Genomic DNA, 26,460 nt, shown 5'->3' on the forward strand with positions numbered 1-26,460 from the left:
TTTTTATTTTAAAAGCTCTGGATGGATTGTTTGGTGAAAAATACCTCATCCAGAGTTTGATTGATACTGGTAACCAAAACCATTCGTAATGAAAGTTCAGGTATTCGGTTTGTTATAATGCTTCTTTGTAGTAGGCAACAAATTCACGAAATATAGAGTAAACATCTCGCCATTCAAAATAGTCAGGACTTGCACTTTCAATATTTTTGAATCCATTTTTCCGAAATAATTTTTTTGTTCTCGTTTGGTGAAAGTATTGCGAAACAGAAATGGCACTTTTATAATGCAGGCTATCCATGATTCTTATGGAATTGTGTACTGTTTTTTCGGTATCATTGCCATAATTATCGACACTAATTTTTTCAGAAGGGATATTGTTCGCAAGAAGATATTCTTTCATTTTATTACCTTCCCAAAAACCTTCTTTTCCTATACCTCCACTGACAATTATTTCCTTAACGCGTTTTTGCTGATATAATGCTATACTTTTATTTAAACGTTGTTGTAGTCTTTGTGATAAAGTTCCGTCTTCATTCACTTTGTTCCCAAGTACTATTGCCACGTCAGCATGTTTATTTTTATCGCTCAATCCATCAATTGTTATGTAAATGGAATGTATTAAAAACCACAGCATAAAAACGCCTAAAATTATTTTTACAATCCGAAACGTTCTTTTCATTGTCTAATTTTAAAGTTACTGGTAAAGCGTTATATGTGGACTCATTATTTAACAAATGTAGTGACGCAATAATCAATTTTGTAATGACCATTTTCTTCAACCAAAATGACTTGATTCTCTGTTTTAATGCCTCCTCCATAATCAACAAAAACATCATATTTAAGGTCAGCTGTAGGTATTATTTTCACATCTTGAATGTTTTCCATATCATCATTACTTCTTCCAAAAAGCCAGGTTTCTCCAATACTATCGGTTCTTAAAGGATAAATATTCGTCCATTTCTGTTGATATTTTTTAACAGCATCTGGATACTCACTTGCAGTGAGATTAGATGCGCCAAATATTTCTTCGGAATCAATCATAAATTGATAGAATCTCTTTGTGCATAGTTTTTCTTCGTCTTCTAGGTAGAAGCAAAATTTATTCTTCTTGTTATTACATGTAAAAATATTTTCTAACCAAGCTTTTCCATTCTGCTGATGGTTATTTTGAACTTCTTCCTGTTTATGTGTAATTAGATTTTCAGTATCAGCCCGGCTCACATGGACTGAACTGGATTTTTCTGAAACTGTTTTATCCAGAATAGCTTGATTTTTTTCATTCTTTTGTTTGCAGGAAAACAATAAAAATGCTGATAGATAATATAGGAGATATTTTTTCATTTCAGTTTTATAAGCTGTAAATATGATGGAATTTCGCTGTTCTTTAATTGGTTACAAACAGATTCTTTCCTACTCAAAAGAAGTAAAAATATCTGTTTCTTTCAGCATCTTTTTACAATGTGTTGAGAATGGCTTACAATTCGTTGTTGCTCCAACATTTAGCAATAATATTCCAGTCTTGGAGACCTTGATTCAAAAAGGGATTTATTGACCCTTCGGAACAATAAACCAGTGAAGGTTCGCTCTTTCAGCGGTCACTTAAATCCAATAAAATTGAAGACTCTGTCTGGAAATAGAGCAGAACCACAATACTATCCTGCATTTTATAATAGTTGTAGTTGCTTTTTATAACATTTATACCCCTCTCTGGTTTAAGTGTTCGCTTTTTCAGCGGTCACTTAAATCCATATATAAAATCGAAGACTCTGTCTGGAAATAGAGCAGAACCACAATACTATCCTGCATTTTATAACGGTTGTAGTTGCTCCTATAACATTTATACCCCTCTCTGGTTTAAGTGTTCGCTTTTTCAGCGGTCACTTAAATCCATATATAAAATCGAAGACTCTGTCTGGAAATAGAGCAGAACCACAATACTATCCTGCATTTTATAACGGTTGTAGTTGCTCCTATAACATTTATGCAATACTATTCAGGTCTGGAGACCTTGGTTTTCAAAAAAGATTTAAGTGACCCTTCGGAACACTTAAACCAGTGAAGGTTCATGATGATAAAATAGTTGAGAATAATTAAGTGTCAATATGAGTTAGAACTGAGTGAAAGTTCAATAAATCGAAACTTAATCAAAGCAGTATCGCTTTAGGCTAAGTTAATAAAAAAAACCTTATCTGGTTTAAGTGTTCGCTCTTTCAGCGGTCACTTAAATCCAATAAAATCGAAGACTCTGTCTGGAAATAGAGCAGAACCACAATACTATCCTGCATTTTATAATGGTTGTAGTTGCTTTTTATAACATTTATACAATAATATTCTGGTCTGGAGACCTTGGTTTTCAAAAAAGGTTTATTGATCCTTTGGAACAATAAACCAGAGAACAGTATTGTTGATGCTCGTTGGAGGTGTAAAACCTAAAACCGTAATTATGGTAAAAAAATCAGTAATGTGGGTCTTTTTTATTACATAATATTTTTAATCTTCGTAATGGATAATAGTAGCCTGTTATATCCATTTTTTGACGCTATATGAGGATTTGTTATCACCATCTGAATTTTTATCGTACGATAAGAATAAATAATAAAACTAATAGGTAGTTTTATGTGTTTTTATGATAAGTGTTTTGTGTACACATACTTTATTGGTAGATGATCTTCCATAAAATATTAAAAATATAGGGTGTAGATTAAGACATCTAACCATTTGACAACAATGAAAATGATTCAATTATGAGAAAGAATGATAAATTGAGTAGGCGATTTTTTTTAAAGGCTAGTGGAGCATTAACCCTATTGGCAGCAATTCCAACTGCTTTAAAAGCCACTTATATACACGTCAAGAATTTCATTATCCCAGAAAAAAAAGTGGTACCGTTAACGGTCTCCATAAATAAAAAAGCTTATACATTAAATTCGGATACACGTACGACATTATTGGATTTATTGCGGGAAAACTTATCATTGACGGGTACAAAAAAAGGATGCGACCATGGACAGTGTGGCGCATGTACTGTTCACGTTGATGGAGAACGGGTATTAAGTTGCCTCACGCTTTCCGCTATGGTTGTTGGAAAGGAAGTGACTACCATTGAAGGAATAGCCCAAGGTGATCAACTGCACCCTATGCAAGAAGCATTTATATCCTGTGATGGTTTTCAGTGTGGATATTGTACGCCTGGTCAAATCATGTCGGCTATAGCATGTGTTAAGGAAGGACATACGCATTCTGTTGAAGAAATAAAAGCGTACATGAGTGGGAATCTTTGCCGTTGTGGAGCCTATAATGGAATTGTTGAATCTATTCAAAAAGTAGCGGCATTATGAGACCATTCGATTTAAAAAAAGTAGACAGTCCAAAAACTGCACTCACACATAAAAAGGATCAAGTTCAATTTATCGCTGGGGGAACCAATCTGGTTGACCTGATGAAGAAGAATATTAGCCAACCCGATACTTTACTTGATATAGCAACAGCGTTATCGTCTACCATAGAAAAGCAGGGTGCGCACTTTCATATTGGTGCCATGACACGTAATACGACCATTGCTACAGATTGGATTATTTTAGAACATTTTCCATTACTTGCAAAAGCTGTCTTAGCAGGTGCATCCCCTCAGATCCGTAATATGGCCTCTACCGCGGGCAATCTATTGCAACGTACGCGTTGTCCTTATTTTTATGATAGCACAACCGCCTGTAATAAGCGTAAGCCCGGTTCGGGTTGTAGCGCATATGATGGACAGAATAGAATGAGTGCTGTTATTGGATATAGCAAGGACTGTGTTGCAGTACATCCTTCTGATCTTTGCATTGCTTTAGTTGCCTTGGATGCCAAAGTACATGTTACGCATAAAGATCAAAAAAAATCAGTCATTGCTTTTCAAGATTTTCATCGCTTACCAGGCAATGAACCGCATCGCGATAATACCCTACCCGAACATGCATTAATTACATCCGTTGAATTGACAGCTAATGCTATTTTTAAGCATTGTGCTTATGTTAAAGTTCGAGATCGGGATTCTTATGCTTTCGCTTTGGTATCTGTCGCTGCAGCTTTGCAATTGGATGGTGATCAAATTGTAGAGGCGCGATTAGCTTCAGGAGGAGTAGCCCATAAACCTTGGCGATGGTTGAAAGCAGAGCAGTTTTTGAAAGGTAAAAAAGCGACCGCATCAATTTTTAGTGAAGCTGCTGAGCTTATTGTTAGCGATCTAAAACCATTGTCACATAACGGTTTTAAAATACCCATGTTAAAGGGTGCTGTTGAGACCGCATTGTCACAATGCCTAACTGTTTAAAGTAGTGTAAATAAATTTACTCGTTCAGCTCTTGAAAAAGGAGGAGCGAGTTTCCGTAAAAATTAAAAGGATGAGCATCTTCGATCAACAAAATTATACTATACCTGAAGGACGTGTGGAAGCTGTCGATAAAGTTACTGGGAGAGGGAAATATGCAGCCGAATATGAGGTGGAAAATATGTGTTATGCGGTTTTGGTCGGTAGCACCATTCCTAGTGGCACTATAACAGCTATTGATTTGACAAAAGCACAACAGGTAAAAGGGGTCGTAGACTTTGTAACCCACCTTCACAAACCTGATGTGCCAGGATTTGCTACAGAGTCTTTAATAAAAGAATCGCGCTTTGGTCTTCCCATTTTCCACACAAACAAAATATATTTCAAAGGTCAGCCCATTGTACTGGTAATTGCCGAAACGTTAGAAGAGGCTACTTTTGCCGCATCGCTTGTGGAAGTGCAATACCAGTCTGAAAGCTTTCAAGTGGATTTTGATGCTGTACATCCTACCATACCTCTTCAAGAGGCAGGTAAGGAACGAGGTCTAATCGATGCATGGAAGGATGCACAGCATGTTGTAGAAGAAGAATATACCATTAAAGCTGAGGTGCACAATCCGATGGAAATGCATGCTACGCTTGCACATTGGATCGGTGAAGATCGCTTAAAGCTATACGATAAAACGCAGGGAGTCAACAATGTACAGCAGGTAATTGCACCTTTATTTAAGCTTAAAAAAGAAAATGTAGAGGTGGTAAGTGAGTTTGTTGGAGGTGGGTTTGGTTCAGGCTTACGTGTCTGGCCACATGTGCTGGCAAGTATAATGGCTGCAAAACAAGTAAAAAGACCCGTTAAATTGATGCTAACCAGACCTCAAATGTTTATCGGTACGGGTTACCGACCTGCTTCTTGGCAAAAGATCAAGATAGGGGCAGATAACTCGGGTAAATTTCTAGGGATATTCCATCAGGCTAAAAACGAAACTTCCCTTTATGAACGTTTTTCGGATCAAATTACGCGGATTGCTCGATTGATCTACAACTTTGATAACCTGAAAACGGAGGATGCTTTGGTGCCTTTGAACCTGAATGCCGCAACATGGATGCGTGGACCAGGTGATTGCACGGGTGATTTTGCCATTGAATGTGCCATTGATGAGTTAAGTTATCAATTAAAAATGGATCCTCTGGCAATACGATTAAAAAATATAGCTTCCAGTCATCATCCGGACAACAAACTACCGTGGTCTTCCAACCATTTAAAAGAATGTATGGAAATCGGTGCAACCCGTATACAATGGAATGATCGAAATTCTGCTCCTAATGCTACGAAAGAGGGTGATTGGCGAATTGGATATGGCATGGCTGTTGGGATGTGGAATGCAGGACGCAATAAAACCAGTGCAGCCATTGTCATGAAAAAAGATGGAACCATTACGATTCAAACGGCAATGACTGATATTGGCACAGGTACCGGAACAGGAATGAAAAATGTCGCACATGAAGCTACTGGTATACCCAAGGATCTGATTAAGATTGAATTGGGGAATTCCAATTTACCTCCAGCGCCTAGTCAAGGAGGAAGTACAGGGATGTCATCTGTCAGTGGAGCTGTTGTGGAAGCTTCCAACGCTTTAAAACTTAAGCTAGCGGAATATGCTGCTTTGACGAATCCAAAATTTAAAAACCTATCTCCAGATGATATTCTGTTATCAGAAAAAGGAATTTCATTGAAAAAAATAACTGGTGAAACGGTTTCTTATGCTGACCTATGGGCTAAAAATAAATTGGATACCATCGTTGTGGATGCTACTTCAGGTCCTGGAGAAGAAAGGAAGAAATATGCATTTTGTTCTTCTGCGGCTCATTTTTGCCAAGTTCGGGTAAATATTAAAACGGGTAAAGTTAAGATTGAAAAGATGGTTTGCGTGGCTGATGGTGGAAAGATAGTAAACGAAAAAGCGGCAGCAAATCAGATGTCAGGAGCAGCTATTGGAGGCATTGGAATGGCATTGATGGAAGAAAAGCTATTGGATCCAAAAAGTGGTGGTTTGATTGGGGATGATTTGGCAGGTTATCACTTTCCTGTGAATGCCGATGCTCCCATCATTGATGTGAGTTTTATAGGAAAGGCCGATCCATATATTAATCCAACGGGAGCAAAGGGATTGGGTGAAGTGGGAATTATCGGGACAGCTGCTGCGATTGCAAATGCGATTTATCATGCAACAGGTAAAAGGATTCGAAATTTACCGATTACTCCAGATAAAATATTGGTTTAAAAATGATAGTTCAACAATATGTTTATCAGTATGATATATCATGTGTTGTTGGACAAAAAGACGTTAAAAGATGAATGAATTATGTGCCATAATTGAAGCTTATCAGGAAGCAGAACAAGCAAATATCAAAGCTGTTCTGGCTACTGTCGTGAAGGTTGAAGGATCTTCCTACCGCATGCCTGGGGCTCGGATGCTGGTCACAGAATTCGGGGAAATGACCGGTGCTATCAGTGGAGGGTGCCTCGAAGGAGACGCATTACGAAGAGCTATGCTGGCATTAACACAACAAACGAATAAATTGGTTACCTATGATACCTCCAATGATGCTGATGTAACGATCGGCGTTCAATTGGGCTGTAATGGAATCGTTCATATCTTATTTGAGTATATCGATCACGCAAAACCAAATAACCCGATTACTTTACTGGAAAAGTTACTGGATAAACGTACTGCTTCTGTTGTGGTTACGGTATGCTCGTTGGATAGAAATGCCGACCAACCTGGGACATGTTGCGTACAATTGGAAAATGAAACGTTATTCAGTGATACGACAATCCTATCCCTTACAGATTTATCGGCTTCCATCGAGCAGGTGTTCGCAAGCCAGCAAACCTTACGAACGGTATTCGCACACGGGCAATCTACTTATGAAGTTTTATTTGAATATGTGATACCTGTCACGCGATTGATTCTGATTGGCGCTGGCAATGATGTACAACCTTTGGTTGAAATGGCAAACATCATGGGTTGGGAAAGTTGGATTGTGGATGGACGTTCAACACATGCCACGAAAAAGCGATTTCCAACGGCAAAATCTATCACTGTAACTTCTTCGGATGAATTTCAGCAGCAGATAACCATAGATCCCTACAGTGTATGTGTTTTGATGTCACATAATTATAACTATGACAAAGCAATCTTACAGCAACTTATAACGACTGATTGTCCTTATATTGGTTTATTGGGCCCTAAAAAGCGCTTTATGCGTATGGTTGAAGAGTTGCAAGCCGAAGGAATTACGTTGGATTCAGCGCAACAGGCTAAATTATTTGGTCCTGTAGGTTTGGATATTGGAGCGGAGACATCAGCAGAAATTGCGCTCGCTATATTAGCTGAAATTAAAGCGGTACTTCATCATAAATCAGCCTGCTCACTTCGAGACCGAACGGGAAAAATGCACCAAGATATTTCTATTATATAACGTATTATGCTCTTCGATAAATTTGGTAGACAACATACCTATCTGCGGATATCCCTTACCGACAATTGTAACCTACGGTGCTTCTACTGTATGCCCGAAGAGGAGTATGCCTTTGCTGCACCCTCCAAACTGATGCAACCGCAGGAAATCTTGGAAATCGCACAAACTTTTGTGGATCAGGGGATCACAAAAATACGGCTTACAGGTGGCGAGCCTTTTGTTCGAAAGGATGTAGACATTATTTTGGCGGGTTTGTCTAAACTTCCGGTTGAACTTACTTGTACCACAAATGGTATTCGTATTGATGCTTTATTACCTATGATCAAAGCAGCAAATTTTAGTAGTATGAATATTAGCTTGGATACCTTAAATGCTCAAAAATTTCATCGCATAACACGCAGAGATCTTTTTGATAAAGTGCGTAGCAATATTGATCTGTTGTTGAAAGAGGGGATTCGTTGTAAGTTGAATGTCGTGGTGATGAAAGGGCTAAACGACGATGAAATTTTAGATTTTGTAAGGCTCACCAAAGAATTGCCTTTGATCGTCCGTTTTATCGAATTTATGCCTTTCAGTGGTAATAAGTGGACAAGTAATCAGGTATTTACACTGGATGAGATCAAGAAGGTTATCGCAAGTGCTTTTGAGATTCAGGCTGTGGTAGGAGATGTGCACGACACAGCTAAACACTTCCAAATCGCAGGTCATCAGGGATCTTTCTCCGTGATCAGTACCATGAGCGAACCCTTTTGTGGAGGATGTAACCGTATTCGACTAACAGCTGATGGAAAATTAAAAAATTGTTTATTTTCTACACATGAGACGGATTTATTAGGCGCACTTCGTCAAGGAGAACCGATTTTACCACTTATACAGACGAACATTCAATCTAAAGCATATGCCTTAGGTGGACAACTGGAAAAAGATTTTACGCAAATAGATGTAGATAAACTGGAAAATAGAAGCATGATTACTATAGGAGGCTAATGAACAATACTGGAATAATTATTTTGGCAGCAGGTAATTCCTCTCGCTTAGGTACTGCAAAACAATTGTTGCCATTCGAAGGAAAATCTTTACTGCTGCATACGGTTGAACAAGCATTAGCCAGTCAACCTGCTGTAGTCATCGTTGTAGTAGGAGCAAATCAAGCGGATATCGTGCCCTCATTAGCGAATCAACCTATTTCCATATGCTACAATGAGGAGTGGTCTTCAGGCATGGCATCTTCTATCCGAAAAGCGGTACAGCAATTAATAACGGAACACCCATCTGTGGAGAACTGTATTTTATCTGTCTGCGATCAGCCGTATTTAAATACAGCCATTTTCAATCAATTATTGGCTACTTATTCGACTTCAGAGAAAGAAATCGTTGCTTCGGATTATGGAACTGCAATTGGTGTTCCAGTACTATTTGGTCAAAACTATTTTCAGACACTTTTGTCACTTGAAGGAGAGAACGGAGCAAAAATAGTACTGAAAAATAATATGCATGATGTGGCTATCATCTCCTTTGAGAAAGGGGTAATTGATATCGATGAACCAGAAGATATGACGCATTTGATCACGCAAATGATTACTGTATCTGAAGCACAGGATATCATCAAAGCAAACTGTCAACTGGAACATAAAGGGATAGAGAAGATTGGAAACGTTGCAGGATATGTCGTGGCAGAGTCCATTGTAGCTACGCTGGATATTCCCAATTATGTGCAATCTTCCATGGATGGATATGCCATCAAATTCGAAGATCGCTATAAAACGTTGACCGTTGTTGATGAAATGCCCGCAGGTCGACAAACAGCTATACAGTTGACAAGTGGACAAGCTGTGCGCGTGTTTACTGGTGCGCCGTTACCCGAAAATGCAGATACTGTGGTGATGCAGGAAAAAGTCATCCGCGAAGGAGATAACATAACAATTGATGCAGATGATCTTGTAGCAGGGATGCATGTTCGTCAAAAAGGGAGTGAGGTAAAAAAGGACTCTTTGGCTTTGGAAGTGGGTACTGTATTGACAGCGGCGGCTATCGGATTTTTGGCAGGTATCGGTTGCGAAGAGGTTGTGATATTTAAAGCTCCTAAAGTTGCAATTATTGTGACAGGTGATGAGTTGCAGGAAGTGGGAAAACCTCTTACATTCGGACAGGTGTATGAATCAAATTCCTGGCAGCTACAAGCGGCTTTACAGCAAGCTGGAGTTCAGGAGTTTTCTCTATACCGATGTGAGGATGATCGGGAAAAATTAAATCATGTCCTAAAAGAAGCATTGCAGACGGCTGATATCGTGCTGCTGGTTGGGGGTGTAAGTGTTGGCGATTATGATTTTGTTGTGCAAACCACTCTCGCACAACAGGTGCAGCCACACTTCCATAAAGTAAAACAGAAACCTGGAAAACCATTGTTTTTCGGGACAAAAGGTAAACAAATGATTTTTGGTTTACCTGGTAATCCTTCATCAGCGCTGACTTGTTTTTATTTGTATGTCCTTCCTGCAATCGACCATATTCTACATAGACCAAATTCGTTAATAACGGTTTCGGCAATCTCAACAGTTGATTATAGTAAAAATAAAGGGCTGACACATTTTATTAAAGCAGAATTGAAAGCAGGTGAAGTAATACCATTACATGCGCAAGAATCTTATCGATTGCATTCGTATGCACAGGCGAACTGCCTCATGGTACTAGATGAAACTTCATCAGGATGTCAAGTTGGGGATGAAGTTGAGGTTATTTTGTTACCCTAAAGATCAATGGAGACAGAAATTTTTTATAGTATACTTTTTATAGTCGCCTTTTTATATGCATCTGTGGGTCATGGTGGAGCAAGTGGCTATTTGGCTTTGATGGCTTTATATGGTATTGCCCCTCAAGAAATGAAACCAACTGCACTCTTGCTGAATTTATTTGTATCGCTCACTTCATTTATCCAGTATTATCGAGGCAATCATTTTAAAAAGGATATTTTCATTCCCATAGCACTGGCATCGATTCCATTTGCATTTCTAGGAGGTATGCTGACCATCGACGATCATCTGTATAAAAAAATATTAGGAGTTTTGTTGTTGTTACCTATCATTCGCTTTTTCTTTTTTAAGAATGTGGAGGATGATCGTTTGATTCCCTCCGTACGCTGGTTATCGGTGCTAATAGGGGCAATAATTGGACTGTTGTCGGGAATGATTGGGATAGGTGGAGGAATTATCTTGTCGCCGATATTGATCCTGCTATTATGGACCAATCAAAAACAAACGGCAGCCATCAGTGCAGCTTTTATCTTTGTCAATTCTTTGGCTGGATTAGGAGGAATGTTGACGCAAGGTATCTCGTTGACATCCCATATGGTCGTGTATATTGTTATCGCATTTTGTGGAGGTCTGTTAGGATCTTACCTGGGATCAAAAAAGTTCAATCAGGAGGTATTGAAATATGTTCTAGCAACAGTACTATTGGTCGCGGCGTATAAGCTTCTTTTTACCGCAGCTTAAGCTACATGATAAAAAAACTCAGAAGGAATTTAGTAATTTTATGATGGTATAACGGGTTATATAAAAAAATAGGAAGATGAAGATTAAGGTGCTTGCATTTGGACCACTTTTAGATATGATGGATCGTGAATTATTTGTGGAAGCGAGTGATACGAAGGCTTTGTTAGATACCCTTGTGAAACGGTTTCCTGCAATTGCAGATCGAAAAATTGCAGTAGCGGTTAATGGAAAAGTTGCCAACGAAACAATGGTCTTAAGGGATCAGGATACTGTAGCACTTTTACCCCCTTATTCTGGAGGTTAATATGCAGTGGAATCCGCGATACGAAAGACATTATAGTTTACCTGGATTTGGATCTGAGTCACAGGAAAAATTGGCGCTCTCCAAAGTGTTGGTAATTGGGGCAGGAGGGCTTGGTTGCCCTGTTTTGCAATATTTAGCGGCATCTGGTGTTGGAAGGATTGGCGTAGTGGATTTTGATGTGATCCAATTGAGTAATCTACAGCGTCAGCCACTTTACACAACAGCAACTGTTGGTCAATTAAAGACGGAAGTTGCGGTAGAACGAATCCGATTGATTAATCCTGACATTCAAATAATCGAGTACCCCATTCGCTTGGATCAAGATAATGCACATGATATCTTACAGGAATATGATATTGTCGTGGATTGTACGGATAATTTCTCTGTGCGCTATCTCATAAATGACTACTGTGTCCTGTTGCAAAAACCGCTTGTCTTTGCTGCAATTTACCAATACGAAGGACAGGTAGCCATATTCAATGTAAAGGATGATCAGGGAATTGCTTGTAATTACAGAGACCTTTTTCCTGAGGTGCCTCGTGCAGAGGAGGCTCCTAATTGTGTCGATAATGGTGTATTGGGCGTATTGCCAGGGTTAATTGGTCTGATGCAGGCTACGGAAGTCATCAAGTTAATCACACACATTGGAGAACCTTTAGTGAACAAATTAATGATTTTCAATTTGCTTACTTATCAGTCGATGATCCTAGAGATCACGCACAATTCAACCGTTTCCATCGTTGATCCCCGTGAAATAAACACCCGTATAGACGCTTTAGATCACTTCTATTTGACAGATGAAAGAAAAACCACTATTCAGGAAGAAATAGCAATGATAACGGTCCATGAAATCGAACAGTTTGTTCATGAACCTACAGTATGTGTATTGGATGTACGTGAAATTCATGAACGACCTGAATTTCCGCTTACCCATCATGCAATGCCACTTTCTATTTTACCCAATCATTTGGATGAATTAACGGCAGCACATATTATTGTTGTTTGCCAAAGTGGTCAACGAAGCTTACAGGCAGGGAAAATTCTAAAAAAATATTTTGGAAATCAAAAAAGAATCAGTCATCTTGAAGGTGGTATAATGGGGTATTTAAATTATAGTAAAGCATAAAACCGTGAAGAATATATTTGTTGATGGAGCGATATCGCCCGACCAAATTGCTGCAAGCATTTCAAAACATGCACAGAAAACGGATATTGGGGCACATGCACTTTTTTTGGGACAAGTAAGAGCTGATGAGGTAGACGATCGTCGCGTATCGGCTATTCTGTATACTGCTTATGAGGAAATGGCTTTGGAAAAGATGCATACCATACGCGAACATGTGTTTGCGAAGTATGACTTAATCTGCATGCATGTATACCACAGTTTGGGAGAAGTGCAAACCGGACAACTCTGTTTATTTGTGTTTGTTTCTTCCAAACATAGACGTGATGCCCAAGAGGCTTGTAAAGAACTTGTTGAGCAGATTAAGAAAGAGTTACCCATCTGGGGTAAGGAACTCTTTGAAGACAATACACATCAATGGAAAAAAAATAATTAGCATGGTCAATATTACTTATAAAAACTATACACTACGTAAGGCTATTGCTACAGCCACAGTGATGACTTCGGATGAGGCAACAATAGAGGCGATAAAACAACATAAAGTTCCAAAAGGCAATGTGTATGATTTTGCTCGGGCAGCGACATTTCTAGCGATTAAAAAGACCAGTGATCTGATTCCCGACTGTCATCCTTTACCTATCGAGTATGCAAAGGTCGATTTTCATATCGAAGGACTTGATATTGTCATCACTGTAGAAGTACATACGATTTACAAGACTGGGGTAGAGGTGGAAGCCATGCATGGTGCTTCAGTGGCGGCATTAGTTTTATATGATATGTTAAAACCTATTGATAAAAAAGTCGAAATAGGATCCATTCGATTGTTGCATAAAGAAGGAGGCAAAAGTAGTATTGAAACAGCAAGTAAACACACATCGCTTCAAGCGGCTGTCATTGTTTGTAGTGATTCTATTCATGCCGATGAGAAAAAAGATCGCTCTGGTTTAGTGTTAAAAGAGCTTTTGGAAGAACAAGGGATAACGGTGGTTCATTATGAAGTGATTCCAGATGATATTGACGCGATTCAAAAGCAATTGCTATCCGCTAAAGAAAAGGCTATTGATATCCTTTTGTATACTGGAGGAACGGGTGTTTCTGATCGGGATGTTACACCAGAGGCTGTTTTACCTTTTTTGACTAAACCGTTGCCAGGTGTTATGGAAATTGCACGGCAGTATGGTCAGCAATTTGTACCAACAGCCATGCTAAGCAGAGCTGTTGCCGGTCTTTCTGACCAAATGTTGGTCTTGACTCTTCCAGGATCTACGAATGCGGTTAAGGAAAATATGAAAGCTTTATTTCCACAGATCCTTCATGTATTTCCAGTGAAAGACAATAAAGGACACGATTAAACGGTCCTTTATTGTCGAAGTTTTTTGACGATTTTTTCGACCATCTCAATGGTATAGTCGATTTCATCTGCGGTTGTAAATCTTCCTAAACTAAAGCGTATAGCGCTGAGACTATAAGTGTCTGCCAATCCCATAGCTTTCAGGACATGAGATGGTCTGTTGGTAATTGAGGAGCATGCCGACCCACTGGATACAGCAATATTTCCCAATGCCAATAGCAATTGCTGCGATTGCACACCTGGAAAACATAGATTTGTTGTATTGTGTATTCTTTTTTCCAAATGTCCATGGAGAAAAACAGCATCAATTTTTAGTAAGGATGTTTCTAGATGATCTCTTAAAGATCTAACTCGTTGCGTTTCAGTTGCCATTTCTTTTTCGGCTATCTCGGCAGCCTTTCCAAGCGCAATGATTCCAGGGACGTTCAATGTTCCACTTCTTACTCCATTTTGTTGTTTTCCACCATGCAAAAGTGGGCTTAAATTTTCAACATCGGGATTTATATACAAGGCACCTATACCTTTAGGACCATAAAACTTATGGGCTGAAAGAGGCATCAGATCAATTCCCATTTTTTTGACAGCAATAGGTATTTTACCTACCGCTTGGGTTGCATCGCATAACAGCCAAGCACCGGTTTTATGCACGATATCGGCAATTGTTTGTATATCTTGTATGACTCCGGTTTCATTATTGACCAACATGATACAGACAAGTAGCGTTTCTGCATGTATACTCGCCTGCAGTACGTCTGGATCAATAAGTCCATCAGCAGATACCGGAAGATAAGTAACATCATAATCCTTATTTTCCAAAAATCGACAACAGTCCAATACTGCCTCATGCTCCGTTGATGCACAAACAATATGTTTACGCCCCTTATTTTGAATCCCTTTTATAGCGAGATTAATGGCTTCTGTTGCTCCCGATGTAAAAATAAGATCAGCTGGCCTGCAACCCACGAGATGAGCTAAATCTTGTTGTGCAAATTCGATTTGTTCCTGCACTTGCATGCCGAATAAGTGGGGACTGTTCGGATTGGCATATTGATACTTAAAATACGGTAACATCGTTTCCAGTACCCGATCGTCCACTGCTGTTGTCGCATTATTATCCAGATATACGAATGGTGATTGCATAGGTTAAATGTACTGATTTAAGTTGACTCGGTGATCTTCAAAACACGTGTTTATGATACAAATTGGTATACATATTACGGAATTGTCTACCCAAATTACTGATTCCTATGCCTTCATAAAAAAAAGCCAAGTTATTATCTTATTTTAGGATGATCATCATTGTGCTGTTGATGTTCTGACTAATGGGATCTAAAGATAATTTTTAAGATCATATGGCTTTAAAAAACAGGCTATTGCGGATCAAATAAAACTTGTTATAATAGGTTATACAACTACTAACAATAAACGATTATGGACACTATTCAAATCAATAAAAAGAAATATAAGGTAGATACAGATAAAGAAATGCCTCTTTTGTGGTTTTTGCGTGATGTTGTTGGATTGACAGGAACTAAATATGGATGTGGAGTTGCACAATGTGGAGCTTGTGTTGTTCACCTAGATGGAGAAGCTGTACGATCATGTGTCACCAAAGTAAAACGAGCGATAGGAAAAGAGGTCATCACCATAGAAGGTCTTTCGGAGCATGGTGATCATCCACTACAGCTTGCGTGGAAGGATGTCGATGTTCCGCAATGTGGTTATTGCCATGCCGGTCAGATCATGTCTGCAGCAGTACTGTTGCGCGAAAGACCAAATCCAACCGATCAAGATATTGATGATGCCATGACGGGTAATATTTGTCGTTGTGGTACTTACTCCCGTATTCGTACAGCAATCCATCATGCTGCTGATATCCAACGAAATAAGGGTTAAATATAGAATGAATCGCGATATATACTTTATAAGATATAGCTAATGAATATATTTAAAAGAAACCAAACCTTAGGTCAGTATAAACTACTCCTCACTTTAGGTGTTATTATGCTCGTTCTGACTGCCATCGTTTCGGCTTTTTCTTATGATACAAACTTAACACCTTCCGGTGACTTGAATCTTAAGGTGAAGAAAGATAGCATCAAATCGGTCGAAGCCTTTAAGAAGGTATACGCTGTACTTCAAAGTCCACGCTGTATGAACTGTCATCCAAGTGGCGATATTCCTTTACAGGGTGATAAAAGCAAATTGCACGCGATGTTTCCAAAGCGAGGACATGAAGGTAAGGGTATGTTGACCATGAAATGTGGTAATTGTCATCAAGATGAAAATACTGCTGGGTTGAAGACACCTCCAGGTAGCCCCAATTGGCATTTGCCTCCGGCGGATATGAAAATGGTATTCCAGGGGAAAAGTGCGTATGAATTGGCGAAACAGTTAGTGGATCGAAAACAAAATGGGAATAAAGACCTGAAGGCATTAATCGCCCATGCAGATGATGGTTTAGTCAAATGGGGATGGGAACCTGGAGAGGGAAGAACATTACCACCAATAAGCCATGCAGCCTTTAAAGAGGCTTGGATTACTTGGTTGACGACAGGTGCCTATGCACCAACAAAATAAGTATAATTATCATGAGAGAAAGTTACGCGCTATGACAGCAGGTAAAACAACGATAGACAGAAGATCATTTCTAAAAGCAGCTTTATTGGCTGGTGGAGGTATGGTCTTGCATTTCAATTGGCCAGGTGCTGAAGCAATGGCAACTGAGAACATCCTACTTGATGAACAGGTGTTTGAATTAAACAGTTACATCAAAATCCATCAAAATGGACAGATTACATTATTCAATCCGAATCCTGAATTTGGACAAAATGTAAAAACCTCTTTGCCGATGATTTTGGCAGAAGAACTGGATGTAGATTGGGACAAGGTGCAAGTCTTACAAGCTGATTTTTTTCCTGAAAGATATGGTCGACAGTTTACAGGTGGTAGTCAATCGATACGACAAGCATGGCCGGTTTTAAGAAATGCTGGAGCTACTGCTCGTCAAATGCTTTTAATTGCCGCAGCACAAAAATGGTCTGTTCCGGTAGAAGAGATCACGACTAATGCGGGCGTATTATTGCATCAAAAAACCAATAGAAAATTAACTTATGGGGAAGTTGCTTCAGCAGCAGCTTCTGTACCGATTCCCAAGGAAGTGAAGCTTAAAAATGTAGCGGACTTTAAGATTATTGGTACATCAAAACAGAATGTAGAGCTGGACAATATCATCACAGGAAAACCATTGTTTACCAGTGATTATAAACAAGAAGGCATGTTGATTGCTATGATCGTACATCCACCAGCTTTCGGACAAGAGATCAAGTCAATAGACGATAGCGCTGTTCGAAGTATGCCAGGTATCCGTGATGTATTTGTTATCGAAACCTTAACGAAAGATTTTAAGAAGAATTTTTTTGATGCGACAAGTTTCAGCAAGTTAGCTGTGGTTGTGGGTGATTCCACCTGGGAGGTAATGCAGGCAAAGAAAAAACTAATTTTGGAATTCGAGCATGTTGCCAAAAAGACTAATATGGATTCCAATGGGAATTTAGAAAGTACGGAACGGCATTATGCTGATATGGACAGATATTCTAAAATTCCAGGTGAGATAAAACGTAAAGACGGTGATCCGGAGACGGCATTTAAAAATGCTGCACGCATCATCGAAAGAACATATACTGCACCTTATCTGGTACACAATACCATGGAACCGGTGTCCTGTTTTGCACATGTCACAGCAGATTCAGCAGTTTTATATGCACCTATTCAAGCGCCAGAAGTTATTACAGGAACGTTGGTTGCACGATTGGGTTTACCAAAAGAAAAGATTAAAATCAATTTGGCGCGTATGGGAGGAGGTTTCGGATTACGTGCTTATGGTCATCATTTAGTAGAAGCAGCTATCATCTCACAAAAGATTAAAGCTCCTGTTAAATTGATGTATACCCGTGAAGATGAAGCAACTTATGGAATCTATCGACCTACCTATAGCGCTACTTATCGAGCAGCCTTAGACAAAGACAATCAACTGATTGGATTCCATGTAAAAGCAGGTGGGGTTCCAGAATCACCCCTTCATGAAAATAGATTTCCTGCAGGTGCTATAGATAATTATCTGGCAGAATCGTGGCAGGTTGATTCAGAAATTACAGTGGGAGCATTTCGAGCTCCTCGATCAAATTTTATAGCAAGTGCGGAGCAGTCGTTCTTGGATGAACTGGCATTTGAAATGAAAAAAGATCCCATTGATTTCCGATTGGAGTTGTTGACTCGAGCAAAGGAAAATCCTGTAGGTAAGAGCAATGATTATGACGCGGCTCGTTATGCAGGGGTCATTCAATTGTTGAAAGAAAAAGGTGATTTGTTAGCAAGACCTGCCGGAACGGGAAGGGGTATCGCGGCTTATTTTTGTCATAATACGTATGCAGCGGCATTAGTCGATGTTCTGGTTGAAAATAATGAACCTCGTGTTGTGCAAGCTGTTGCTGCTATGGATTGTGGTATTGTTGTCAATAAAGATGCTGCTACCAATATGGCTGAAGGAGCTGTGATCGATGGTATCGGCAACTCGTTATATGGGGAACAGTTATTCCGAAACGGGATACCACAAAAGAGCAATTTCAATACCTATAGAATCATTCGTATGAATGAGATCCCTCGACATATTGAAATTCATTTTGTCGATAATCAAGAGAACCCAACCGGAATGGGAGAACCTTTATTTCCTCCTATGTTCGGGGCGGTTGCAAATGCATTATACCAACATACTGGACAGCGGTTTTATAACCAGCCTTTTATAAACCGATTAACGGATGCTAAAAAGAAAGTGTAATTACAAGATGTAATAACGTATAAAAAAGCTTCTATTCGAATAGAAGCTTTTTTTATATCAACTTTTTTCTAAACTTTTTAATGCAGATTATTAACATGTTTGCTATCGTGACAATACACTACATGTTTTACCGAACCTAACGATATAGGATTAGCATATTATCATAAATACGTATTCGCAATCTGTAATAATGGTAAACATTACCGTAATCTGTATAAGTATAAAATGGATTGTAGTTTGGAAATTTGTATTATAAGTAAAGAGGAATACATATTCCAAAGTTTAAAAAGAATGGAGTGGTTAGGATGCATCTGTTCAATTTATAACAATGTTTAGTGGGTAAAGCAAAACTTGCAATTAATGGAGGTAGTATTTATCAGCTGATTTATACCGAAGTCTATACACGGAAAAATGACCAATGGAAATTGGTCAATTTACACACGACCTCTAGTTATTAAGAATAGAAAAATTTAAAGCATATGAAAACAAGAATATTAGGAAACAGTGGATTAGAGGTCTCCGCATTAGGTTTAGGATGTATGGGATTGAGCTTTGGTTATGGTCCTGCAACAGAAAAAAGCGAAGCTATTAAGTTATTGCGTGCAGCATATGAAGAAGGAATCACATTTTTTGATACTGCTGAGGCTTATGGTCCATTTGCCAATGAAGAATTATTGGGAGAAGCCTTGGCTCCTTTTAGAGATAAGGTAGTGATTGCAACGAAATTTGGATTCAAAGAGGGGAAACCTGATTTGGGAATGGATAGCCACCCAGAAAATATCAGAGCAGTTGCAGAAGCTGCTTTAAAAAGATTAAGAACGGATCACATTGATTTGTATTACCAACATCGTGTTGACCCGAATGTACCGATAGAAGATGTTGCAGGAACGATTGGAGAATTGATCAAGGAGGGAAAGATCAAACATTGGGGATTGTCGGAAGCAGGGATTGAAACCATTCGTAAAGCACATGCTATACAACCTGTTGCTGCTTTGCAGAGTGAGTACTCGTTATTTTTCCGAGAACCTGAGCATGAAATTATACCTACTTTGGAAGAATTAGGGATAGGTTTTGTCCCCTTCAGTCCGTTGGGTAAGGGATTCTTAACGGGAGCAATCAATGAACAAACAGCATTTGATAAAACCGACTTTCGAAATATTGTACCTCGTTTTTCTGAAGAAAATCGTAAAGCCAATCAGGTATTGGTTGATCTGATCAAAGCGATTGCTGTAGAAAAAGATGCCAGCCCTGCACAAATTGCACTCGCTTGGTTATTGGCACAAAAGCCTTGGATTGCACCTATTCCAGGCACAACTAAAATACAACGCTTACAGGAGAATATAGGTGCTGTTCGAGTGGAATTAACAACAGCCGATTTGATGAAAATACAAGAAAGTACATCAAAAATTGAGATTGCAGGAGATAGGTATCCACAGCATTTACAGGCTAGAGTAGGGAAGTAGGTATTTTCAAAAATTTAAATGATATTTCTATATATTGATTTATCACTATATGGAAATATCATTCTTTTTATATATTCGAAGTCGAATGAATTGTAACTAAAATTATCGTGTTCAGTTTATGGATAAAAATTCTTAATCAGTTGCGTTTACTTTCAAAATTTTTCTGACCATTTCTATTTGTTCAGTCGTCACATTATTCTTATTGTAAGTCAGATAAAGTGTGTTTGATGTCGGATGATTACCTTTCCATATTTCTTTCAATTTTTTCTGTTGTATCAAGTCGTTCACCAAATAGTCTGCTGCAACGGTAATACCTGTACCACAGCTAATACCCTTTAAGATGGAATTGAAGTCTGGAATGATAAAACGAGGTTTTATTGCTGGTCGTTTCTTGAAATTTTCTAACCAGAATCGCCTGATGATCGTGAGATTGCTGCTGTATGCATACCAATCCTGTTCACAAAGATGACGTTCAGCTTTATCGAGATCACCCTTAGAAATATATTCATCCAGGGTTTTGGTCTCAAAATCTGGATGGCCAACGAGAAGAAAATTTTCATAAACGATGGGCTCATACACAATATCCTTTTCATCGGTACAGTGAGTCGCGATGACGAAATATAATTTTCCCTTTCCAAGCTTTTGCATCAGGTCTTTGGTCAGGCCAAATTCAAACACGAGGTTAGCAGGAGCTTGGCTGATGCGTGAGGCTAATACACTATAAAAAAATTCTTTGGGAGCACCTATACAGGTTAGTGGTATATTGGACGTACGCGTATACCGAAACTCAGCTTCCACATGCTCGAGTTTATCTACAGCTTCAATGATCTGCGTGTAAAACAACTTACCATATTCTGTAGGTACCATTCGGCGTGGCTTGCGCTCAAATAATTGTTTCCCAATATGTGCTTCCAATGCTGATAAATGCTGGCTCACATTGGGTTGAGATATCAGTAATTCCTGTGCAGCACCTGTTAACGTACCTATTTGATATATTGCCTTGAAAGACCTGTACCATTCTAAATTTACCATGATACAAAGTTAGCAATATTCCTACTACGCTTACTTTTATTAGTATAAATTAATTTATATCAAAATATAAATTATACTATTTTATTTATGCATAAATGCTCCTCACATTTGCAATGTAAAAACAAAGAAATCATACCAATTTGTTGCTGTTTTAAACCTGTGGTATTGGTCAGGAATGGTTGTTCTTTGCGTATGGGCGGGGGATGTGGTATAAACAATTTTATAAAATAAGACGATGAAACAATTACTAAAGTTCAAAAGGAGCAGTTATTCAATAGCAGCGATCCTTTTATTTTTAATAGGAAGTATCTTGCATGCACAGGCACAGCAGGCTGGTTTTAACAAAGAACGATTACTTAAAATAGATGAAGTCATTAATCGTCAGATCGCAGCTCATCATATACCTGGAGCTACTGCTCTTATCATTCGTAACGGGGAGGTCGTATACAACAAAGCCTTTGGGTATGCGGATATCGGAACAAAAAGAAAGATGAAGACAGATGATATTTTTAGGATTGCCTCACAATCGAAAGCAATTACCAGCCTTGCGGTGATGATGCTTTGGGAAGATGGTAAATTCCTGTTGGACGATCCGATTTCCAACTATATTCCTGCTTTTAAAAATCCGAAAGTACTGGTAGATTATCATGCAAAAGATGGAAGTTATACAACAAAACCTGCGAATCGAGAAATAACTGTTCGAGATCTGTTACGACATACTTCCGGTATTGCTTATCCGGCTATTTTCAGTGATCCGACGATGTGGCGCATCTATGAGGAGGCAGGTATTCCCTCCGGTATCGGTACAATAAAATCTACCAGCAAAGAAAAAATGGAATTACTAGCGACCCTGCCTTTGCAGCATCACCCTGGTGAACGTTTCACCTACGGTTTAAATATTGATCTACTGGGGTACTTGATTGAGATATGGAGTGGGCAGTCATTAGAAGCTTTTCTTAAACAACGCGTATTGGAACCATTGGAAATGAACGACACCTATTTTCATATTCCGAAAGAGAAACAGGATAGATTGGTAACTCTTTATGAAACAGCTGAAAATGGTAATTTATTGCAAGTGGAGCATCCGCTTTATGAAGGAGTCGATCCTTTATTTCCAAAACAAAATGGGAGCTATCTGTCAGGAGGAGCTGGATTAAGTGCTACGACGGCAGATATGGCTAAATTCTATTCCCTTTACCTCAATAAGGGAATGTATAAAAATAAAAGAATAATCGGTAGCAAGACCATAGCCCTGATGCTGACCAATCAGTTGAATGACGATGTAAAGATTTCTCCATTACCTCCACAACCTGAGAATTTTCAATTCAGCTTAGGTGGTTTTGCCGTTGTGACCGAAAAGAACCATTATTTATCGCCACAAAGTATTGGTGCATTTGGTTGGGGAGGAGCATTTAATACACATGGTTGGGCAGATCCGAAAGAAGGGATAATCGCGCTTTTATTTACCCAAGAGTATTTATCACCTTGGTTCTCTATTGGAGAAGAATTTCAAGTAGCGGTTTATCAGGCGATTAAAAACTAAGAGGGTAAAGTAAGTAAAAATGTCTAATCTGTAATATTGGTAGAAGAAACAGTAATATATATCCCAATACACGCAATTTCAATGTGCATATTTGTGATATCATGAATTTAACCATTGAAAAAATGAAAAAAACACTTTTTGGATTATTATTAATCATGCTGAGTGTGCAGTTATCTTTTGCACAAGACTCTACTGCTGTACAAGAAATTAAGGAGCTTTCTAAATTAAAATGGCAATGGATGGCCGATAAAAATGTGGATAAGCTGGCTTCACTTTTCGATGATAAGTCAAAATTTGTTCACATGAGTGGCACATGGAAAAAGGCTGAAGAACTCGACATCATCAAAACTGGAAGCATTTGGTATAAGAAAGCAGATGTTCATGATGTTGCTGTAGAAATTTCTGACGATGTAGCCATTGTTTGGAACCGTATTACGCTGACTGCTGTCGTTCGCGGTAATGATGCGGTAACTGAATTTACCGTTACCGAAGTTTATAAAAAGCACGGAAACGACTGGAAATTGTTAGCACTGACATTTAGCAGTGTACGAGACACCCATAAGATCGCACATTAGTTGAATTAATTTTTTAAGATTTGGAGGGAAGTAATGTGAACTTGTTGAGCAAGAATTTCAAATCTATACAAAAAAGTCGTTGACGTTAAGGTCAGCGACTTTTTTTATTGGCATATGGAGAGCGCAATTATTCCAGAATGTAACAAAGAACAGAATTGATACATATTGTGCACTTCTTCAATTATCCCAATACAGTTTAAAGGTTCGCTTTTCAGCTGGCAATAAATCCAAAATGTAATAGACATGTCGTGCTGTACTTCGGTCCGGAGATCTTGATTTTCAAAAGAGGGATTGAAGTGACCCTTCGAAACAATAAACCAGAGGGGTCTTTAACTATAAATCATTCACTACGTTTATTCCTTTTTGTTGTTACACTTTTTTAAAGAGGACAAACAAATCGTCTTAAAAACCTTGACTATTTTTAAGGGAGAAAAGATTGCCTATTTGTGAAGGCTTCATGAGGAAATTCAAGCTAAAATTTTTCGCTATCTTGTTTTAAAATTCTACAAGATGAAAGCGAAAAAAATATGGGCTAATTTTAGTGTAAAAGATGTCAAGCGTACTAATCAATTCTACACACAATTGGGTTTTACGCCCAATAAGCCAAATAACCATCCTAAGCTAGCTAGTTTTCTTTTCGGTAATGATGATTTTGTGATTCATTTTTTTGAACAGGGCTCACAGATAGATGAGTATCTACCCCTAGCATCAAAAGGCTGTGAAATTATATTTACACTTTCTGCTGAGACAAAGGAAGAAGTGAAAGAATGGATGGATAAAGTTAAAGAGGCTGGAGGTACCATTTTTAACGAAGCGGGCAGAGATAAAACCAATTACTATGGTTTTGCCTTCGCTGATCCCGATGGTCATAAATTTAATATACTCCTGATGGAAGAGGGGATGTGATGAAGTTTTGGATGTTAATCTCCATCACGCATTGTGTCAAATCAGTGTTAAAGCAGGTGATTTTCTTTTAATGAATTTTCCAATTCTAATGATTCACTTTTTGATAATTTTAGCACATTAGAAAGATTCTTGAAAGAGATTTTTCCTATTGTATGATAATATATCAGAATATCTTGAATTTTTCCCATATCATATTTATTATATAATTGAAAATATGTAGTAGTTTCAGTCCCATTATTAAGTATTATAATTAATTGATTGTCAACGCCATTTGAAAAATCGGAAGCGTAAGTGTTCCCAACAACTGATTTTCCAAAGTAATCTCCATTATAAATTGATATTGTTTTTATCATGGATAAATCAATTTTCTTATCGTCTATCACAATAAAATCATTTTGAAACTCAAGAAAACCATTTAATATGCCATTTAATTTTTCAGGTTTTCCGATCATATAAAATTTTCGTATAACAGCAAAAGCGAGTATTCCAAACATAAAATATGCAATTGGCTTATTCATTTTATTGTCAACATCTATATTTAAATATGAACATAAGTATAGAATAGAAGCCAAGAAAAAAAAGATGATGGGTATTAATAAATCGATATTTATCCTAATTTTATTTGACTTAATAAAAATGCTAAATCTTTCCATAATTTATTATGAGAGAAGTAATTTTATGTACTCTAATAATGTGAAGTTTAGTGAAATTGGTGAAAAAGAAAATACTAATTTTTAACTTTACAACACAATAGTATAAACCCGGTTACTAATTTAATAAAAAATAGAATTTAAATAATTAATGGATAAAAAGAATTATTGACTTTAGTCTGGTTTAAGTGTTCGCTCTTTCAGAAGTCAATAAATTCAGGACGTAATATACATGTAGTGGTATATTTTGGTCTGGAGACCCTAGTTTTCAAAAAAGGTTTAAGAGATCCTTCGGAACATTTAAACCGAGGGGGTTACTCTTAATGGAGGAAGGGATGTGATAACCATTTTTTGTGTATCGATAATTAAGCACAAGAAATCTCCATATTTTCTAAATCCAGTTTGCTTATCTTTATATGAAATTAGGCTATTATTTTATTTGGAATGGAGACAGAATTTTTCGATATTAAAACAACGATTTCTCGGTTTATAGATGACAAAAACATAGTCAACCATACGTTAATAGCAGACATTCAAAACAGTTGTTCTTATCTAGACGAGTTTGCCATTGTCACTTTCAACGCTCCCTTGGCAAACCTAATTCCATTTAAACCAAAACATTATTTTTTGATTATAGGTATCACTGGTACTTGCCATGTAACAGCAGGATATCATACTTTTGAAATTCTTCCAGACACCATTTCTTTATTAGCAGCAAATCAACTTTGCTGTTTCACAGATAGCTCTGATGACTTTCGAGCAGATGTCATATTATTTAAAAAAGATTTTCTTACGGAGAGTTATGTGAAAGACCCTGTCATTGAGGAGTTAGTCTATATTAATCCCGATTATCCGCCTACTTACCTGTTAACAGAAGAACAAAATCGGGTGAAGATACGTCATAAGTTTGAGGATATTCAAGATGAATTTAAACAGCAGGGTCCATTTTACTTAAATATAATCCGTTTAAAAATCATCGAATTATTATATGATTATAATAGAGCTTGTGAATATTGCCTTCTTTTATTTAAAAAACAGATGAATAGACAATATCAGCTAACTTATTCATTTAAGAGGTTGGTTGATGAGAAATTTCTGTCCATAAAAACAGTTGCAGAATATGCCAGTCTGTTAAATATTAGTCCTAAATATCTGAGTGATACCATTAAGTCAGAAACAGGTACGGCTGCATTGGATATTGTGCACAAACGTTTATTGATGGAGGCTCAATATCTTTTAAAATACTCAAAAAAAAGTATCAAAGAAATAGCAGGAATTCTTGGTTTCGATTCAACTTCTCACTTTTGTCGTTTTTTTAAAAGAAAGGTGGGTACAACGCCTTTAAAATATAAAGGCAATAGGTAAAATTGGTCGTATTTACCCCTATACTTGAC

Annotated in this window: 24 protein-coding genes; 19 read left to right on the top strand and 5 right to left on the bottom strand. The window is 37.9% G+C overall.

The features are described 5' to 3' along the window. Window positions 1-112 precede the first annotated feature (112 nt). Window positions 113-679, bottom strand: coding sequence for a YdcF family protein (locus LZQ00_RS03260; protein ID WP_234511902.1), 567 nt, complete (start codon window positions 677-679; stop codon window positions 113-115). A gap of 44 nt (window positions 680-723) precedes the next feature. Next, window positions 724-1,341 carry a hypothetical protein gene (locus tag LZQ00_RS03265; RefSeq protein ID WP_234511904.1) on the bottom strand — a complete coding sequence of 206 codons (618 nt, stop codon included), beginning with the start codon at window positions 1,339-1,341 and terminating at the stop codon, window positions 724-726. 1,403 nt (window positions 1,342-2,744) lie between these two features. On the opposite strand from LZQ00_RS03265, the gene LZQ00_RS03270 reads away from it, so the two are divergent. The 11 genes from LZQ00_RS03270 (at window position 2,745) to moaCB (ending at window position 14,061) form a co-directional block, all read left to right on the top strand. Next, on the top strand, window positions 2,745-3,338 hold the full coding sequence (locus LZQ00_RS03270; protein ID WP_234511906.1) for a (2Fe-2S)-binding protein: 594 nt from the start codon (window positions 2,745-2,747) through the stop codon (window positions 3,336-3,338). Further along, window positions 3,335-4,312, top strand: a complete 978-nt coding sequence (locus LZQ00_RS03275; protein WP_234511907.1) for an FAD binding domain-containing protein — start codon at window positions 3,335-3,337, stop codon at window positions 4,310-4,312. Before LZQ00_RS03270 ends, LZQ00_RS03275 begins: the two co-directional genes overlap by 4 nt. A gap of 70 nt (window positions 4,313-4,382) precedes the next feature. After that, window positions 4,383-6,590, top strand: a complete 2,208-nt coding sequence (locus LZQ00_RS03280) for a xanthine dehydrogenase family protein molybdopterin-binding subunit (protein ID WP_234511909.1) — start codon at window positions 4,383-4,385, stop codon at window positions 6,588-6,590. A gap of 70 nt (window positions 6,591-6,660) precedes the next feature. Continuing rightward, entirely contained in the window at window positions 6,661-7,791 is a 1,131-nt protein-coding gene (locus LZQ00_RS03285) for an XdhC family protein (protein WP_234511910.1), read from the top strand. A gap of 6 nt (window positions 7,792-7,797) precedes the next feature. Further along, a complete protein-coding gene (moaA, locus tag LZQ00_RS03290; protein ID WP_234511912.1) occupies window positions 7,798-8,778 on the top strand; it encodes a GTP 3',8-cyclase MoaA in 981 nt (326 codons plus the stop codon). Then, the gene (gene glp / locus LZQ00_RS03295; RefSeq protein ID WP_234511914.1) at window positions 8,778-10,541 is read left to right on the top strand and encodes a gephyrin-like molybdotransferase Glp; all 1,764 of its coding nucleotides are present in this window, start codon (window positions 8,778-8,780) and stop codon (window positions 10,539-10,541) included. The genes moaA and glp overlap by 1 nt, the downstream gene beginning before the upstream one ends. 6 nt (window positions 10,542-10,547) lie before the next feature. After that, entirely contained in the window at window positions 10,548-11,282 is a 735-nt protein-coding gene (locus LZQ00_RS03300) for a sulfite exporter TauE/SafE family protein (protein ID WP_234511915.1), read from the top strand. A 76-nt stretch (window positions 11,283-11,358) separates the two neighbouring features. Then, window positions 11,359-11,586: a MoaD/ThiS family protein gene (locus LZQ00_RS03305; protein WP_234511916.1), complete on the top strand. Its 228-nt coding sequence runs from the start codon at window positions 11,359-11,361 to the stop codon at window positions 11,584-11,586. A gap of 1 nt (window position 11,587) precedes the next feature. Continuing rightward, window positions 11,588-12,712 (top strand): HesA/MoeB/ThiF family protein, encoded by a 1,125-nt coding sequence (locus LZQ00_RS03310; protein WP_234511917.1) that lies wholly within the window; start codon window positions 11,588-11,590, stop codon window positions 12,710-12,712. 4 nt (window positions 12,713-12,716) lie between these two features. Continuing rightward, entirely contained in the window at window positions 12,717-13,145 is a 429-nt protein-coding gene (locus LZQ00_RS03315) for a molybdenum cofactor biosynthesis protein MoaE (protein ID WP_234511918.1), read from the top strand. Window position 13,146: 1 nt separating this feature from the next. Further along, window positions 13,147-14,061 carry a bifunctional molybdenum cofactor biosynthesis protein MoaC/MoaB gene (gene moaCB, locus LZQ00_RS03320; RefSeq protein WP_234511920.1) on the top strand — a complete coding sequence of 305 codons (915 nt, stop codon included), beginning with the start codon at window positions 13,147-13,149 and terminating at the stop codon, window positions 14,059-14,061. An 8-nt stretch (window positions 14,062-14,069) separates the two neighbouring features. Here the strand turns inward: moaCB and LZQ00_RS03325 are convergent, their stop codons facing one another. Then, window positions 14,070-15,200 (bottom strand): cysteine desulfurase family protein, encoded by a 1,131-nt coding sequence (locus LZQ00_RS03325; protein ID WP_234511922.1) that lies wholly within the window; start codon window positions 15,198-15,200, stop codon window positions 14,070-14,072. Window positions 15,201-15,491: 291 nt separating this feature from the next. Between LZQ00_RS03325 and LZQ00_RS03330 the strand changes: the two genes are divergently transcribed. From LZQ00_RS03330 to LZQ00_RS03345, 4 genes are all read left to right on the top strand, one after another. Beyond that, a complete protein-coding gene (locus LZQ00_RS03330; protein WP_234511924.1) occupies window positions 15,492-15,956 on the top strand; it encodes a (2Fe-2S)-binding protein in 465 nt (154 codons plus the stop codon). A 42-nt stretch (window positions 15,957-15,998) separates the two neighbouring features. Further along, window positions 15,999-16,640 (top strand): hypothetical protein, encoded by a 642-nt coding sequence (locus LZQ00_RS03335; RefSeq protein WP_234511925.1) that lies wholly within the window; start codon window positions 15,999-16,001, stop codon window positions 16,638-16,640. Then, window positions 16,624-18,897, top strand: a complete 2,274-nt coding sequence (locus LZQ00_RS03340; protein WP_234511927.1) for a xanthine dehydrogenase family protein molybdopterin-binding subunit — start codon at window positions 16,624-16,626, stop codon at window positions 18,895-18,897. Before LZQ00_RS03335 ends, LZQ00_RS03340 begins: the two co-directional genes overlap by 17 nt. Window positions 18,898-19,376: 479 nt before the next feature. Continuing rightward, complete coding sequence (locus LZQ00_RS03345; protein WP_234511928.1) at window positions 19,377-20,360, top strand: aldo/keto reductase; 984 nt, start codon at window positions 19,377-19,379, stop codon at window positions 20,358-20,360. Between the two features lie 132 nt (window positions 20,361-20,492). Here LZQ00_RS03345 and LZQ00_RS03350 read toward each other — a convergent pair whose 3' ends face one another. Further along, a complete protein-coding gene (locus LZQ00_RS03350) occupies window positions 20,493-21,392 on the bottom strand; it encodes a LysR family transcriptional regulator (protein WP_234511929.1) in 900 nt (299 codons plus the stop codon). A gap of 235 nt (window positions 21,393-21,627) precedes the next feature. Here LZQ00_RS03350 and LZQ00_RS03355 point away from each other — a divergent pair, with 235 nt between their 5' ends. The 3 genes from LZQ00_RS03355 (at window position 21,628) to LZQ00_RS03365 (ending at window position 24,416) form a co-directional block, all read left to right on the top strand. Next, window positions 21,628-22,935 (top strand): serine hydrolase domain-containing protein, encoded by a 1,308-nt coding sequence (locus LZQ00_RS03355; RefSeq protein WP_234511930.1) that lies wholly within the window; start codon window positions 21,628-21,630, stop codon window positions 22,933-22,935. Between the two features lie 122 nt (window positions 22,936-23,057). Beyond that, window positions 23,058-23,510 (top strand): nuclear transport factor 2 family protein, encoded by a 453-nt coding sequence (locus tag LZQ00_RS03360; RefSeq protein ID WP_234511931.1) that lies wholly within the window; start codon window positions 23,058-23,060, stop codon window positions 23,508-23,510. A 510-nt stretch (window positions 23,511-24,020) separates the two neighbouring features. Further along, window positions 24,021-24,416: a VOC family protein gene (locus LZQ00_RS03365; RefSeq protein ID WP_234511932.1), complete on the top strand. Its 396-nt coding sequence runs from the start codon at window positions 24,021-24,023 to the stop codon at window positions 24,414-24,416. A 47-nt stretch (window positions 24,417-24,463) separates the two neighbouring features. On the opposite strand, the gene LZQ00_RS03370 is transcribed toward LZQ00_RS03365, so the two are convergent. Beyond that, window positions 24,464-24,934 (bottom strand): hypothetical protein, encoded by a 471-nt coding sequence (locus LZQ00_RS03370; RefSeq protein WP_234511933.1) that lies wholly within the window; start codon window positions 24,932-24,934, stop codon window positions 24,464-24,466. Between the two features lie 576 nt (window positions 24,935-25,510). Between LZQ00_RS03370 and LZQ00_RS03375 the strand changes: the two genes are divergently transcribed. After that, a complete protein-coding gene (locus LZQ00_RS03375) occupies window positions 25,511-26,431 on the top strand; it encodes a helix-turn-helix domain-containing protein (protein ID WP_234511935.1) in 921 nt (306 codons plus the stop codon). The last annotated feature ends 29 nt before the right edge of the window (window positions 26,432-26,460 follow it).

This window comes from Sphingobacterium sp. SRCM116780, assembly GCF_021442025.1.
Lineage (GTDB): Bacteria > Bacteroidota > Bacteroidia > Sphingobacteriales > Sphingobacteriaceae > Sphingobacterium.

Excerpts from the sequence above, each read along its gene's own strand:
- LZQ00_RS03260 (WP_234511902.1), bottom strand. The coding sequence starts at position 679 with ATGAAAAGAACGTTTCGGATTGTAAAAATAATTTTAGGCGTTTTTATG.
- LZQ00_RS03265 (WP_234511904.1), bottom strand. The coding sequence starts at position 1,341 with ATGAAAAAATATCTCCTATATTATCTATCAGCATTTTTATTGTTTTCC.
- LZQ00_RS03270 (WP_234511906.1), top strand. The coding sequence starts at position 2,745 with ATGAGAAAGAATGATAAATTGAGTAGGCGATTTTTTTTAAAGGCTAGT.
- LZQ00_RS03275 (WP_234511907.1), top strand. The coding sequence starts at position 3,335 with ATGAGACCATTCGATTTAAAAAAAGTAGACAGTCCAAAAACTGCACTC.
- LZQ00_RS03280 (WP_234511909.1), top strand. The coding sequence starts at position 4,383 with ATGAGCATCTTCGATCAACAAAATTATACTATACCTGAAGGACGTGTG.
- LZQ00_RS03285 (WP_234511910.1), top strand. The coding sequence starts at position 6,661 with ATGAATGAATTATGTGCCATAATTGAAGCTTATCAGGAAGCAGAACAA.
- moaA (WP_234511912.1), top strand. The coding sequence starts at position 7,798 with ATGCTCTTCGATAAATTTGGTAGACAACATACCTATCTGCGGATATCC.
- glp (WP_234511914.1), top strand. The coding sequence starts at position 8,778 with ATGAACAATACTGGAATAATTATTTTGGCAGCAGGTAATTCCTCTCGC.
- LZQ00_RS03300 (WP_234511915.1), top strand. The coding sequence starts at position 10,548 with ATGGAGACAGAAATTTTTTATAGTATACTTTTTATAGTCGCCTTTTTA.
- LZQ00_RS03305 (WP_234511916.1), top strand. The coding sequence starts at position 11,359 with ATGAAGATTAAGGTGCTTGCATTTGGACCACTTTTAGATATGATGGAT.
- LZQ00_RS03310 (WP_234511917.1), top strand. The coding sequence starts at position 11,588 with ATGCAGTGGAATCCGCGATACGAAAGACATTATAGTTTACCTGGATTT.
- moaCB (WP_234511920.1), top strand. The coding sequence starts at position 13,147 with ATGGTCAATATTACTTATAAAAACTATACACTACGTAAGGCTATTGCT.
- LZQ00_RS03325 (WP_234511922.1), bottom strand. The coding sequence starts at position 15,200 with ATGCAATCACCATTCGTATATCTGGATAATAATGCGACAACAGCAGTG.
- LZQ00_RS03330 (WP_234511924.1), top strand. The coding sequence starts at position 15,492 with ATGGACACTATTCAAATCAATAAAAAGAAATATAAGGTAGATACAGAT.
- LZQ00_RS03335 (WP_234511925.1), top strand. The coding sequence starts at position 15,999 with ATGAATATATTTAAAAGAAACCAAACCTTAGGTCAGTATAAACTACTC.
- LZQ00_RS03340 (WP_234511927.1), top strand. The coding sequence starts at position 16,624 with ATGCACCAACAAAATAAGTATAATTATCATGAGAGAAAGTTACGCGCT.
- LZQ00_RS03345 (WP_234511928.1), top strand. The coding sequence starts at position 19,377 with ATGAAAACAAGAATATTAGGAAACAGTGGATTAGAGGTCTCCGCATTA.
- LZQ00_RS03350 (WP_234511929.1), bottom strand. The coding sequence starts at position 21,392 with ATGGTAAATTTAGAATGGTACAGGTCTTTCAAGGCAATATATCAAATA.
- LZQ00_RS03355 (WP_234511930.1), top strand. The coding sequence starts at position 21,628 with ATGAAACAATTACTAAAGTTCAAAAGGAGCAGTTATTCAATAGCAGCG.
- LZQ00_RS03360 (WP_234511931.1), top strand. The coding sequence starts at position 23,058 with ATGAAAAAAACACTTTTTGGATTATTATTAATCATGCTGAGTGTGCAG.
- LZQ00_RS03365 (WP_234511932.1), top strand. The coding sequence starts at position 24,021 with ATGAAAGCGAAAAAAATATGGGCTAATTTTAGTGTAAAAGATGTCAAG.
- LZQ00_RS03370 (WP_234511933.1), bottom strand. The coding sequence starts at position 24,934 with ATGAATAAGCCAATTGCATATTTTATGTTTGGAATACTCGCTTTTGCT.
- LZQ00_RS03375 (WP_234511935.1), top strand. The coding sequence starts at position 25,511 with ATGGAGACAGAATTTTTCGATATTAAAACAACGATTTCTCGGTTTATA.